At 64.3% G+C, this 11,996-nt stretch carries 12 protein-coding genes; 5 read left to right on the plus strand and 7 right to left on the minus strand.

Translation table 11 applies throughout. The features are described from left to right. Both AB4037_RS23550 and mdh read right to left on the minus strand, forming a co-directional pair. On the minus strand, nt 1-182 hold a 182-nt coding region (locus AB4037_RS23550), incomplete at its 3' end, for an ATP-grasp domain-containing protein (RefSeq protein ID WP_441773170.1). Nucleotides 183-280: 98 nt separating this feature from the next. Continuing rightward, nucleotides 281-1,243 carry a malate dehydrogenase gene (gene mdh / locus AB4037_RS23555; RefSeq protein ID WP_434958121.1) on the minus strand — a complete coding sequence of 321 codons (963 nt, stop codon included), beginning with the start codon at nt 1,241-1,243 and terminating at the stop codon, nt 281-283. 435 nt (nt 1,244-1,678) lie between these two features. Between mdh and rph the strand changes: the two genes are divergently transcribed. Both rph and rdgB read left to right on the plus strand, forming a co-directional pair. Further along, the gene (gene rph, locus AB4037_RS23560; protein ID WP_434958122.1) at nt 1,679-2,392 is read left to right on the plus strand and encodes a ribonuclease PH; all 714 of its coding nucleotides are present in this window, start codon (nt 1,679-1,681) and stop codon (nt 2,390-2,392) included. After that, nucleotides 2,392-3,003: an RdgB/HAM1 family non-canonical purine NTP pyrophosphatase gene (gene rdgB / locus AB4037_RS23565; protein ID WP_434958123.1), complete on the plus strand. Its 612-nt coding sequence runs from the start codon at nt 2,392-2,394 to the stop codon at nt 3,001-3,003. Before rph ends, rdgB begins: the two co-directional genes overlap by 1 nt. 66 nt (nt 3,004-3,069) lie before the next feature. On the opposite strand, the gene AB4037_RS23570 is transcribed toward rdgB, so the two are convergent. Both AB4037_RS23570 and AB4037_RS23575 read right to left on the minus strand, forming a co-directional pair. Further along, nucleotides 3,070-4,494 carry an MFS transporter gene (locus tag AB4037_RS23570; protein WP_434958124.1) on the minus strand — a complete coding sequence of 475 codons (1,425 nt, stop codon included), beginning with the start codon at nt 4,492-4,494 and terminating at the stop codon, nt 3,070-3,072. Nucleotides 4,495-4,655: 161 nt separating this feature from the next. Next, nucleotides 4,656-5,519 carry a LysR substrate-binding domain-containing protein gene (locus tag AB4037_RS23575; RefSeq protein ID WP_441773171.1) on the minus strand — a complete coding sequence of 288 codons (864 nt, stop codon included), beginning with the start codon at nt 5,517-5,519 and terminating at the stop codon, nt 4,656-4,658. A gap of 114 nt (nt 5,520-5,633) precedes the next feature. Here AB4037_RS23575 and AB4037_RS23580 point away from each other — a divergent pair, with 114 nt between their 5' ends. After that, complete coding sequence (locus AB4037_RS23580) at nt 5,634-6,710, plus strand: NAD(P)H-dependent flavin oxidoreductase (protein ID WP_441773172.1); 1,077 nt, start codon at nt 5,634-5,636, stop codon at nt 6,708-6,710. Nucleotides 6,711-6,713: 3 nt separating this feature from the next. After that, nucleotides 6,714-6,854 carry a hypothetical protein gene (locus AB4037_RS23585; protein WP_441773173.1) on the plus strand — a complete coding sequence of 47 codons (141 nt, stop codon included), beginning with the start codon at nt 6,714-6,716 and terminating at the stop codon, nt 6,852-6,854. A 15-nt stretch (nt 6,855-6,869) separates the two neighbouring features. Here AB4037_RS23585 and AB4037_RS23590 read toward each other — a convergent pair whose 3' ends face one another. The 3 genes from AB4037_RS23590 to AB4037_RS23600 all read right to left on the minus strand — a co-directional run bounded on the left by AB4037_RS23590 (nt 6,870) and on the right by AB4037_RS23600 (nt 11,304). Beyond that, nucleotides 6,870-7,577: a glutamine amidotransferase gene (locus tag AB4037_RS23590; protein WP_434958127.1), complete on the minus strand. Its 708-nt coding sequence runs from the start codon at nt 7,575-7,577 to the stop codon at nt 6,870-6,872. A gap of 57 nt (nt 7,578-7,634) precedes the next feature. Next, nucleotides 7,635-8,795 carry an endonuclease/exonuclease/phosphatase family protein gene (locus tag AB4037_RS23595; RefSeq protein WP_441773174.1) on the minus strand — a complete coding sequence of 387 codons (1,161 nt, stop codon included), beginning with the start codon at nt 8,793-8,795 and terminating at the stop codon, nt 7,635-7,637. A gap of 106 nt (nt 8,796-8,901) precedes the next feature. Next, nucleotides 8,902-11,304: a transketolase gene (locus tag AB4037_RS23600; protein WP_441773175.1), complete on the minus strand. Its 2,403-nt coding sequence runs from the start codon at nt 11,302-11,304 to the stop codon at nt 8,902-8,904. 141 nt (nt 11,305-11,445) lie between these two features. Here AB4037_RS23600 and AB4037_RS23605 point away from each other — a divergent pair, with 141 nt between their 5' ends. Continuing rightward, nucleotides 11,446-11,910: an Lrp/AsnC family transcriptional regulator gene (locus AB4037_RS23605; protein ID WP_149253666.1), complete on the plus strand. Its 465-nt coding sequence runs from the start codon at nt 11,446-11,448 to the stop codon at nt 11,908-11,910. The last annotated feature ends 86 nt before the right edge of the window (nt 11,911-11,996 follow it).

The following is an 11,996-nucleotide window of genomic DNA, read 5'->3' on the forward strand; positions in this document are numbered from 1 at the left end:
TCCTTGAACTTGCCCTTGCCGCGCCCGCCCGCATGGATCTGCGACTTCACCACATAAAGCGGACCCGGAAGCTCCTTGGCCCCTTTCACCGCTTCCTCAACCGTCAGCGCAGGCACGCCCTTCGATATGGGCAGGCCGAATTCCTTCAGGACCGCCTTCGCCTGGTATTCATGGATGTTCATGGCCAGTAGCTCCAGATTGGCTAAAGCGTCTTTGGGGTTTGGTGAAATCGCCTCAAACCCCAAAGACGCGTCTTCGTTCGAACGCTTTGTGCTTGGGATCAGGCGAGCGAGGGAGCGATGGCCTTGCAGGCGTCGACCAGCGACTTCACCGCGTTGACCGACTTCTCGAAGCCGGCGCGCTCTTCCTTGTCGAGCTGGATCTCGACGATGCGCTCGACACCGCCGGCGCCGAGAACCACGGGCACGCCGACATAGAGGTCCTTGACGCCATACTGGCCGGTGAGTTGCGCGGCGCAGGGCAGCACGCGCTTCTTGTCCTTGAGATAGCTCTCGGCCATCACGATCGCGGAGGCGGCGGGTGCATAGAAGGCAGAGCCGGTCTTCAGGAGGTTGACGATCTCGGCGCCGCCGTCACGGGTGCGCTGCACGATCTCGGCAAGGCGCGCCTCGGTGATCCAGCCCATCTTGATCAGGTCCGGCAGCGGAATGCCGGCCACCGTGGAGTAGCGCACCGAAGGAACCATGGTGTCGCCATGGCCGCCGAGCACGAAGGCGGTGACGTCTTCCACCGAGACGTTGAATTCGTCGGCCAGGAAGTGGCGGAAACGCGAGGAGTCGAGCACGCCGGCCATGCCGACGACCTTGTTGGCCGGCAGGCCACAGGACTTCTGCAGAGCCCAGACCATGGCGTCGAGCGGGTTGGTGATGCAGATGACGAAAGCGTCCGGGGCATATTTGGCGATGCCGGCGCCCACCTGTTCCATCACCTTGAGGTTGATGGTGAGGAGATCGTCGCGGCTCATGCCGGGCTTACGCGGCACGCCGGCGGTGACGATCACCACATCGGCGCCCTTGATGCCTTCGTAGCTCTGGGTGCCGGCAAGCTTGACGTCGAAGCCGTCGACCGGAGATGCCTCGGCGATGTCGAGAGCCTTGCCCTGCGGCACGCCTTCCATCACGTCGAAGAGCACGATATCGCCCAGTTCCTTCAGACCGGCCAGAAGAGCCAGCGTACCACCGATCTGTCCCGCCCCGATGAGAGCGATCTTGCTACGTGCCATAACGTAATGTCCCTGAGATTGTAGCCAAAGGTGAGTTTCGTTCTCCCCTCCGATAGCCCCTTTGGAAGCGGGGTTCAAGCGATAGGCGACCCCAGGTTGAAATGCCCCCTCCATCGCGTCTCGAGGATGCAGATGGAGATAGAATAACTCTTTTTAATCAACAATATGATAGATAGGAACACATTCCTCTCCCGACAAGATTCAGGCCGAAAATCAATGTTACAAATTTCATTTTTTGTAACATGTAACACGGTTCTTGTGATTTTCTTCTGAATCCGCCGCCCTACCCGTCCAGGTAGGATCGCTCTGCTCCCAGGGACCACCCGGCGGTGGCCTGACGCGAACTTACCTCCTTTCAGTGCCACGCAATATGCACGGTACCGTGACAGGCGGCGCCGGCCGGGCTACAAGGCGGCCACAAATTTGGAGAATCCGATGCGTCCCTCCCGCCGCGCCCCCGACGAGCTGCGCCCCGTTTCGATCGAGCGTAACGTCGCCCGCTATGCCGAAGGCTCTTGCCTRATCAAATTTGGCGAAACCCATGTGCTGTGCACCGCCAGCCTCGAAGAAAAGCCGCCTTCCTGGCTGCGCGGCACCGGCAAGGGCTGGGTCACGGCCGAGTATGCCATGCTGCCGCGCGCCACGCATGAGCGTACGCGCCGCGAATCCACCTCGGGCAAGCCTTCCGGCCGCACCCAGGAGATCCAGCGCCTGGTCGGCCGCTCGCTACGCGCCGTGGTCGATCTGGTGCGCCTGGGCGAGAAGCAGATCACCATCGATTGCGACGTGCTGCAGGCCGATGGCGGCACCCGTACCGCCTCGATCACCGGCGGCTTCGTCGCCCTGCAGGAATGCGTGAAGTGGATGATGGAGCGCAAGATGCTCACCGTCAGTCCGATCAAGGACCATGTCGCGGCGATCTCCTGCGGCATCTCGAAGGGAAATGCCGTGCTCGACCTCGACTATGCCGAGGATTCGGAAGCGATGACCGATGCCAATTTCGTGATGACGGGCTCCGGCGGCCTCGTTGAGATCCAGGGTACGGCCGAAGGCGCGCCCTTCAGCCAGGACCAGTTCCTTGAAATGCTGGCGCTGGCCCGCAAGGGTATCGGCGAACTGGTCGAATTGCAGAAGCAGGCGGTGGCGTAATGGGCCGCCGTCTCGCCGGAAAGCTGGTGCTGGCCACGCACAACAACGGCAAGCTCTCCGAGTTCAAGGCCCTGATGGCGCCTTACGGCGTGGATGTCGTCTCCGTCGGCCAGCTCGGCCTGCCCGTGCCGGAGGAGACCGGCACGACTTTCGTCGAGAATGCCCGCATCAAGGCGCTCGCCGCCCTCGAAGCCACCGGGCTGCCGGCCATCGCCGACGATTCAGGCCTGTGCATCGAAGCCCTGGACGGGGCGCCGGGCGTCTATACCGCCGACTGGTCCGGTCCGACCCGCGACTGGGACGTCGCCATGCAGAAAGCCCAGGACGAACTCCTCGCCGTCGGGGCCACCGAGCCGGCCCGGCGGCGCGGCAGCTTCGTCTCCGTCCTCACCGTGGTCTGGCCCGACGGCCATTCTGAAACCTTCGAGGGGCGAGCCGAAGGCACGCTGGTCTGGCCAACCCGCGGCGGCCATGGCCATGGCTATGATCCGATGTTCCAGCCTGACGGTTCGGACAAGACCTTCGCCGAGATGACGGAAGCGCAGAAGAACACCATCTCCCACCGCGCCCGCTCCTTCCAGAAACTGGCGGATGCCTGTTTGAAGGATTGAAGATTCCAGGAGCACCGGCTTTCAGCCGGCCCTTCCTCTCCTGCAAGCCGGCCTTCCCAGGAAGGATCAGCGCCGGCGTGGCACGGCGACTGTTGCCAGCAGACTGACCAGGATGCCGGCAGCGGCAAGCCAGAAGGCGAGTTGCGCCCCCTCGGCCATCGCACCTCTCAAGGCCTCGCCCGAAAGGCCACCGACATGGCGGTTGGCAATGGCGATCAGGATGGCGAGGCCGACGGCATTGCCGATATTGAGCGTCGTCGAAGCCATGCCGGAGGCGATGCCCTGCTCGTCATGATGTACGCCGGAGGCCGCCGCGATCCACATGGCGGTCCAGACGATGCCCTGTCCCACCCCCGAGACGATCACGCCGGGAACGATCGCCAGATAGCCCGCCCCGACGCTGGCGCCAGGCACCATCAGCGCCGTGCCGACGGCACCCACCAGCATGCCCCAGACCAGGGTGGGACGCGTGGAGATCCGCGTCGCGAGGCGCTCGCCGAGCTGCGTCCCGGCCGCGATGGCCAGTGACGGCACCAGGAAGGCAAGCCCGGTTTCGAGCGCCGAAAAGCCATGCACGGTCTGGAACAGCACGGTGAGGAAATAGGGCAGCGCCCCGAAGGTCGCCATATAGAGGAAGGTGATCGTCATGCCCGCCACCAGGCTGGCATTGCGGAACAGGCGCAGCGGCATCAGGGGATCGCGGCTGCGCGCCTCGATCAGGGCGAAGACCGACAGAAAGAAGACGGCCAGCACCGCACTCGCCAGGATGCTCGGCGCGGTCCAGCCATAGTCTGGGCCCTGCACCAGCGTGAAGACCAGCAGGGTCGCACCCATCGTCACGGCAATGGCGCCGGGCAGGTCGAAGCGCCGATGTTCGCGCCGCTCCGGATCGCGCGGGATCACGAAGAAAGCGGCTGGGATGGCGATGGCGGCGAGGACCACATTGACATAGAACACCGCCGGCCAACCGAAGGCAGCGGTCAGGAAGCCGCCGGCCAGCGAGCCGATGGTCAGGCCGCTGGCGCCCGCACCGCCCCAGACCGCCAAGGCGCGGTTACGTTCCGGTCCCTCGGCAAAAAGCCGGTTCACCAGAGACAGGGTCGCCGGAAACAGGAAGGCGCCACCGATGCCCTGGACCGCGCGTGCCGCGATGATGACGGCCGGCGAACCGGCAAGACCGCCGGCCAGCGAGGACAGGGCATAGAGTGCCAGTGCGAAGACGAAGACGCGCCGCTGGCCGATGAGATCGGCCGCGCGGCCTCCGAACAAGAGGAAACCGCCGCAGAACACGGTATAGGCGCTGACCACCCATTGCAGAGTCTGGCCGGAAAAGCCGAGTCCCGCGCCGATTTCAGGCAGGGCAACAAAAACGATGTTCAGATCCAGCGCAATGATGAGCTGGGCGAAGGCCAGCAGGGCCAGGGCCCAGCCGGATCCGGCAGCCCGCGCGCGCCCAGCCCCCAGTTCCAGGCCTCGTTCCAATGACGACATCTCAGGCTCCATTATTTGTTGATCGACAAAGAATGGAGCCTGAGGCATTCAAGTCAAGAAAATTATTTGTCGACCACTAAAGAATTAGAACGACAATCGCGGCACGAGGGAGGAAGCAAACCCTCCAGAGGAACTCGCAGATGCCGAACTGCCAAATGCAATCACCCCTCCCGCAGCGCTTGCCGGAATGCCTCGAAGGCCGGCAATGCCTCGCCCCGGCGGCGGATGAGCAGCGTTTCGATCGGCCCGAGGCGGTGGGTCTGAACGCCGCTCCCGCCCGGCAGGAGGTCGAGCACGGAACGTGGCATGACGCCGATGGCATTGCCGGTCGAAACGGCGGCCAGCATGGCGTGGTAGGACGAGAGTTCCTGCACCCGCAGCCCCTTGACGCCTTCAGCCCAATGTTCGGCGACGGCCCGGTAGGTGCAACCGGGTTCCAGCGCGGCAAAACTCTCGACCCTGAGATCGGCGGCCGTGCCGATGGGAGGATGACTGGAAGGCAGCACGATGAGCAGGTCTTCGGTGAAGACGTGCTCGGCCTCCAGCCGTTCGGCATCATAGCCGGTGTCGATCCCTTCCATCGGCGGCTTGCCGATCAGGGCGCAATCGAGTTCATGGGCAAGGAGCCGGCGGATGAGCCCCTTTGTGCCGCCGGTGGTCAGTTGCAATGATACGGCGGGCCAGGCGGCATGAAACCGCGCCAGGACCGGCGGCAAACGGCTCGCCGCCGTGCTCTCCATCGCTCCGACCCGGAACAGTCCCGCCGGACCCGACGGTTTCACCGCACTGCGGGCTTCGTCCGCGAGGGCAAGCAGCCGATGAGTATAGGACAGGAAGATCTCGCCTTCCCGGGTCAGGCGCATGCGCTTGCCCGCGCGGCTGAACAAGGCAACGCCGAGTTCCCGTTCGAGTTGCTGGACCCGCGTGGTGACGTTGGAAGGCGCCCGCCCCAGCCGGCTCGAAGCTCGGGTGACGCTCTGCTCGGCGGCGACGGTGCGAAAGATATCGAGGGATGACAGGTCCAATTTCGTTCTCATTTAAAGAATTAAAAATTAATATCGTTTTTAAATAAGAAATGATAGAGCTGCCTTCACTTACTTATGCTGGCGCTGGCAAGACAGCGAGGCAGATCAAGGAGAATGGCAATGTGGCCCGATCGGCGCATTCAGGAGCTCTTCGGTATCGAGATCCCTATCATCCAGGCGCCGATGGCAGGCCCGAGCCATTATGAAATGGTGATCGAGGTCAGCGAGGCAGGCGGGCTGGGCTCCCTCCCCTGTGCCACGCTGACGCCCGAACAGGTCCGCACCGAGCTCGGCATCATCCGCCAGCAGACCACCAAGCCGATCAGCGTCAATTTCTTCAGCCACACCGCGCCGGAGCCCGACCAGGCCCGTGAGGCCGGCTGGCGCAAGCGGCTCGAACCCTATTATCGCGAAACCGGCATCGATCCAGCCGCTCCGATTCCGAGCTCGAACCGGGCGCCCTTCGACGATACGCTCTGTACCATCGTCGAGGAATTCAGGCTCAAAATCGTCAGCTTCCATTTCGGCCTGCCCGAAAAATCCCTGCTCGACCGTGTGCGGGCGACAGGCGCCAAGATCCTGTCCTCCGCCACCACGGTCGACGAAGCGCGCTGGCTCGAGGATCGTGGCTGCGACGCCATCATCGCCCAGGGCTCCGAAGCGGGCGGCCATCGCGGCATTTTCCTTACCGACGACATCGCCACCCAGATCGGCACCTTCGCGCTGGTGCCACAGGTGGTGGACGCTGTGAAGGTACCGGTGATCGCGGCCGGTGGCATCACCGACGCCCGCGGCATCGTGGCCGCCTTCGCCCTGGGCGCCGCGGCGGTGCAGATCGGCACAGCCTATCTGTTCACGCCGCAGGCGCGGCTCGCAGCTCCGCACGCGGCTGCCTTGCGCAGTCCCGACGCCGACAAGACGGCGCTCACCAATCTGTTCACCGGGCGGCCGGCCCGCGGCATCGTCAACCGCCTGATGCGCGAAGTCGGCCCGATATCGGACCTCGCCCCCGCCTTCCCGCTCGCGGGCGGCGCGCTGGCGCCGCTGCGCGCCAAGACGGAACCGCAGGGCTCGGGCGATTTCATGTCGCTATGGTCCGGCCAGGCCGCACGCCTCGCCCGGGATGGCTCTTCGGCGGGCGAGCTGACGAAGCTTCTGGCGGCGGAAGCGCTGGCGAAGCTGGAAGGATAATGGATGGTCGATCTCCAGATCGACCATCTTGGAAACGCCGCGGATGAGGAGGGCAAGGTGGTCGATCTCGCTCCATCAATTGATGGAGCTGTGGAGATCGACCCTCCGGTTCCGTGCCAAACCGGCAAGACTGATGCTTGCTGATATACTGTTCTCTTCCTACTCGGCCGCCATCGCCATCGCCGGCGTCAGCCACAAATCGAGGAAGCCATGCAGCCACTGCTGCATGCCCGGATCATATTGGTAACGCCCCGAGAATTGCTGCTCACGATCCTGCGCGCCCGACAATTTGAAGCTTTCCTCGCTGCCGGTGGTCCAGCGATTCATCATCAGATAGGTGACTTCTGGGTGGAACTGCAGGCCATAAGCGGCCCGTCCGCAGGCGAAGGCCTGATTGGCGAAGGTCTTGCCGGTAGCGAGCAGCCGCGTGCCCCGCACATGCTCCGAGCCTTCATTGTGCCAATGATAGACATGGCTCGGCCAGGACATCAGGGCGCGGCCGTCCTGGGTCGGCTCGATCGGCCAATAGCCGATTTCGACCTTGCCGCCCTCATGGCGCGAGACCCGGCCGCCGAGATGGCGCGTCAGCATCTGGGCACCGAGGCAGACACCGAGAAAAGGCTTGTTCTCGTTCAAGGGCACGCCGATCCAGTCGATCTCGCGGCGGATCCAGGCTTCCTCGTCATTCACGCTCATCGGCCCACCGAAAATCACGGCGCCGGCGTGATCGCGCATCGTCTGCGGCAGGGGATCGTCGAAGCGGGGGCGCCTGATATCGAGCTCATAGCCGCGTTCGATCAGGAAGCGCCCGATCCGCCCGGGCGAGGAGTGTTCCTGATGCAGAACGATGAGGATCTTTCCCGTCACGATTCGGCCTGTGAAACGATTTCGTAACCATGATGTTACGGAAGTCTTAGCGAAAAGTTAAGCATTCGCGGTGCCGGAAGGCACAGTTCTGCCATTGGCGTTGCCATTTTGCACGGGTTGCCGTGAAGCCGGCGTGAGCAGATTGAACTCCGCCACCGGCACGCCGTGGTCGCTGGCGGTCCGGACATTGCGGGTCATATCGGTCATATGCGTGTCGACGACATGGTCGTTATAGACTTGGAGATAGCGGAAATCCCCGATCCGGTGTGGATTGCGGCTGTGGAATTCCTGGCTGAACAGGATGTGGTCCAGCACCTGATAATCGCCGAAATGGATATGGGTGTAGAGGGTCGTTCCCTTGATGTGCACCGCCTGTTGATCGGACGCGGCGTAGAGATGCAGGTCCAACAAGCGTCGGTTCTTGCGCTGCCAGTCCCCGGGATCGGCCATCAGCGGCTTGAGGGTTTCGGGCAGCGGCTGCTCCCCGCGAATGAGTTCGGTGGTCACGCTGGTGAGTTCGTCGTTGAGATCGCCCAGCACCATCACCGGACGAGGCTCGGTCCCCCGCCCCGCCATCTCCCGCGACAGCATCACTCGCAGCGCCGCGGCCTCGGCGCCGCGCTGGAGCAGGGCGCGCACCACGGCGAGCGCCCGCACGGCGGGGTCGCGGCGATCCTCGTCCTCCAGCACCACCGGCCGGCGGGACTTGAGATGCGCCACATAGACGGTCAGCGGCACACTGTCGGGCAACAGGACCTCGGCCCGCAGGACCGGGCGCTCGAAGAAATTGATGCCAACGGGCACGGCCTGCTGGCGCCCGTTCTCGTCACGCCTGACGGCAAAGCCCTGGCCCAGGCCCGGAGGAAAAGCCGCGATCGATTCGACCTTGAGCACCGGCAGCCGGCTCGCCAGCCCGACCCGTGGTGCATTGAGTGCTCCATCCGGGGTCTTGGGCCCGTCGTCATCGGCGAGCGGCGCGTTGACGGTCGCGCCCTGCAGGCGCGGCGCCTTCCAGACCGCCTCACGCAGGGCTTCCTCGTGGAACACTTCCTGGAAACCGACGAGATCGACCTGGCCGCGTTCGAGCAGCCCGCCGATGAAGGCGGTCTTGGCCTCATACTCCTCGGGCGAATAGGGTGGCTGCTCGTGGAAGCGCACGCCGGGCCTCGCCAGCAGCTGGGTGTTGAAGGTGGCAACGCGCAGGATGGAGGAAGACATCGGCATAACCTTGCGAGAGCTTCAATCTCGCAAGGCTTGGGATTCGTGGCAATCCCCGGGAAGGATATGCAACTACCATCTTTACCCTCCAGGGGGTAAGCAGCGGCTACTCCGCCGGTGCGAGTTCCCTGCGGTTGCGGATCGGCCGCCCCGGCGAGAGAGCCTGGGCCGCATGCAGGATCGCATTGGCGTCAAGGCCATGGTGGCGATAGAGCTCCTGGATGCTGCCCGTCTGGCCGAAATGCTCGACGCCCAGCGAGGTCACGCGCTGGCCGCGCACGCTGCCGAGCCAGGCCAGGGTCGCCGGGTGGCCATCCAGCACGGTGACGAGGCCGCAATCGCGAGAAAGCGGGGCGAGCAGGCGCTCGATATGGCTCTTCGCCCCGGCATTGCCGCGCTGACGGGCGCGTTCGGCCGCCGTCCAGCCGGCGTTGAGCCGGTCGGCGGAGGTGATGACCAACAGGCCGACATCGCGGCGGTCCTCGCTCATCAGGCCGATGGCCTCGATCGCCTCCGGCACTACGGCGCCCATGGCCGCCACCACGATCTCGGCATTGGGGCCCGGCGGGCGCAGCCAATAGGCGCCGTTGACGATGTCGGCGGCCAGCGCTGGCGACATCGTGCGCTGCGGCTGCTCGATGGTGCGGGTCGACAGGCGCAGATAGACCGAACCGCCGGTCTCGTCGCGCAGCCAGGTGGTCTCGTCGCGGTCACCCTCGCCGTCCCGCTGCATATAGTCGAAGCCAAAGCGCATGATCACCGCCAGTTCGTCGACGAAGGCCGGCTCGAAGGCGGCGAGACCGTCCTGAGCCAAGCCGATCAGCGGCGTGGCGATCGACTGGTGCGCCCCGCCTTCCGGCGCCAGGGTGACGCCCGACGGCGTCGCCACCACCATGAAGCGGGCGTCCTGGTAGCAGGCATAATTGAGGGCATCGAGGCCGCGCTGGATGAATGGATCATAGAGCGTGCCGATCGGCAGCAGCCGCTCGCCATTGATGGAATGCGACAGGCCCAGCGCCGAGAGCAGGATGAAGAGGTTCATCTCGGCAATGCCGAGCTCAATATGCTGCCCCTTGGGCGAGAAGTCCCAGGAGAAGGTCGAGGGGATCTTCTCCTTCTTGAAGACATCGGCCAGTTCCTCGCGCGCGAACAGGCCGCGCCGGTTGACCCAGCCGCCGAGATTGGTGGAGACGGTGACGTCGGGCGCCGTGGTGACGATACGCTCGGCCACTGGCAAATCGGTGGCGGCGAGGTCGTTGAGGATGATGCCGAAACCCTGCTGGGTCGACATCGAGGCGGATGCCCGATAGGGCAGTGTGGCGGGCACCTCGACCTTGGGGGCGGCCAGACGCCGCCTTCCCTTCTGTACGAAGGGCACCCGATCGAGCGCGGCCTGCATGGCCTCAGGCGTCAGCTCCAGCCCCTCGAACTTGTCCCATTCATGCCCGGGGCGGATGGCCATCGCCTGCTGCCAGGTCTCCATCTGGGCCGGCGTCATCAGGCCGGCATGATTGTCCTTGTGCCCCTGGAAGGGCAGGCCGAAGCCCTTGACCGTGTAGGCGATGAAGCAGGTCGGCCGGTCATGACGGGCCGCCGCCTCGAAGGCGTCCAGCAGGCTCGGCATGTCGTGGCCGGCGAGATTGGTCATCAGCGCCGCGAGTTCGGCGTCCGAGCGGCTCTCGATCAGCCTGCTGACCTCGCTCTGGTCGCCGATGGCATCGTTGAGATGGCGACGCCAGGCCGCTCCGCCCTGATAGCACAGCGCCGCGTAGAGCTGGTTGGGGCAGTTGTCGATCCAGTGCCGCAGCGCCTCACCGCCCGGCTCGGCAAAGGCCGCCTCGAGCAGGCGGCCATATTTGAGGATGACCACCTCCCAGCCGAAATTGCGGAAGATCGATTCGAAACGTTGCCACAAGCCCTCGCGCACCACGGCATCGAGTGACTGGCGATTGTAGTCGACGATCCACCAGACGTTGCGCACGCCTTGCTTCCAGCCTTCGAGCAAGGCCTCGAAAATATTGCCTTCGTCCATCTCGGCATCGCCGACGAGGGAGATCATCCGTCCTTCCGGCCAGTCGCCCCAGCCCTTGGCCTTCACGTAATCCTGCACCAGGGCCGAAAACAGGGTCTGCGCCACGCCGAGGCCGACGGAGCCAGTGGAGAAGTCGACGTCGTCGACATCCTTGGTGCGGGAAGGATAGCTCTGGGCGCCCTTGAAGCCGCGGAAATTCTTGAGCTTATCGAGAGTCTGCAAGCCGAAGAGATAGTTGAGCGCGTGGAAGACCGGGGAGGCGTGGGGCTTCACCGCAACCCGGTCCTGCGGCCTGAGCACCGCGCCGTAGAGGGCCGTCATGATCGTCGCCAGCGAGGCCGAGGAGGCCTGATGGCCGCCGATCTTGAGGCCATCCTCCTTCGCGCGCAGATGGTTGGCATTGTGGATCATCCAGGAGGACAGCCACAGGGCCTTGCGTTCGAGGGCGGCGAGAAAGGGGAGACGAGGGTCGGCCATGACGGAGATTCCAGCTGAACTGGCCTGTTATAGCAAAAGACGAGGGGCGATTTTGGTTGATCTTGAAGGCCGCAACACATGGCTTTAGAGAGTATCGCCATTCGTGACCGGGAATGCGCATAAATTGCGCAGAGCGAGACAATGACTGCACTCGACGCCATCGACAACAAGATCCTCCGCCTGCTGCAGGAGGATGGCCGCATGACGGTGCAGGCCCTGGCCGAGCAGGTCGGCCTGTCGCATTCACCCTGTCTGCGCCGCGTGCGGCAACTGGAAGAGAGCGGCGTCATCCGCGGCTATGTCGCCGTGGTCGAGCAGAAGGAGGTCGGGCTGCCGGTCAGTGTGTTCATCTCGATCAAGCTCGAACGCCAGCGCGAGGAGGATCTCGACCGTTTCGCCGCCGCCATCGCACCCTGGCCCGAAGTGCTGGAATGCTACCTGATGACCGGCACGCGCGATTATCTCCTGCGCGTGGTCTGTGCCGATCTCGCCGCCTATGAGCGTTTCATCAAGGAAAAGCTCACCCGCCTCGACGGCCTCGCCTCGATCGAATCCAGCTTCGCTCTGGCGCAGGTGAAATATACGAATGTGCTGCCGATACGGTGAGGCCCGGAGCACGGACATCTCAGCGACATACTTGCATGTCGCGATGTCCGCTCTTCCCTTGCAGGCGTTGCTCTTCCAAGAGCTGA

Source organism: Labrys sp. KB_33_2, from assembly GCF_052114505.1.
In the GTDB taxonomy this organism is placed as follows: Bacteria; Pseudomonadota; Alphaproteobacteria; order Rhizobiales; family Labraceae; genus Labrys.

Coding starts and splice junctions, on each gene's coding strand:
- mdh (WP_434958121.1), bottom strand. CDS start 1,243: ATGGCACGTAGCAAGATCGCTCTCATCGGGGCGGGACAGATCGGTGGT.
- AB4037_RS23595 (WP_441773174.1), bottom strand. CDS start 8,795: ATGTCTTCCTCCATCCTGCGCGTTGCCACCTTCAACACCCAGCTGCTG.
- AB4037_RS23585 (WP_441773173.1), top strand. CDS start 6,714: ATGGTCGATCTCCAGATCGACCATCTTGGAAACGCCGCGGATGAGGAG.
- AB4037_RS23600 (WP_441773175.1), bottom strand. CDS start 11,304: ATGGCCGACCCTCGTCTCCCCTTTCTCGCCGCCCTCGAACGCAAGGCC.
- AB4037_RS23605 (WP_149253666.1), top strand. CDS start 11,446: ATGACTGCACTCGACGCCATCGACAACAAGATCCTCCGCCTGCTGCAG.
- rdgB (WP_434958123.1), top strand. CDS start 2,392: ATGGGCCGCCGTCTCGCCGGAAAGCTGGTGCTGGCCACGCACAACAAC.
- AB4037_RS23580 (WP_441773172.1), top strand. CDS start 5,634: ATGGCAATGTGGCCCGATCGGCGCATTCAGGAGCTCTTCGGTATCGAG.
- AB4037_RS23570 (WP_434958124.1), bottom strand. CDS start 4,494: ATGTCGTCATTGGAACGAGGCCTGGAACTGGGGGCTGGGCGCGCGCGG.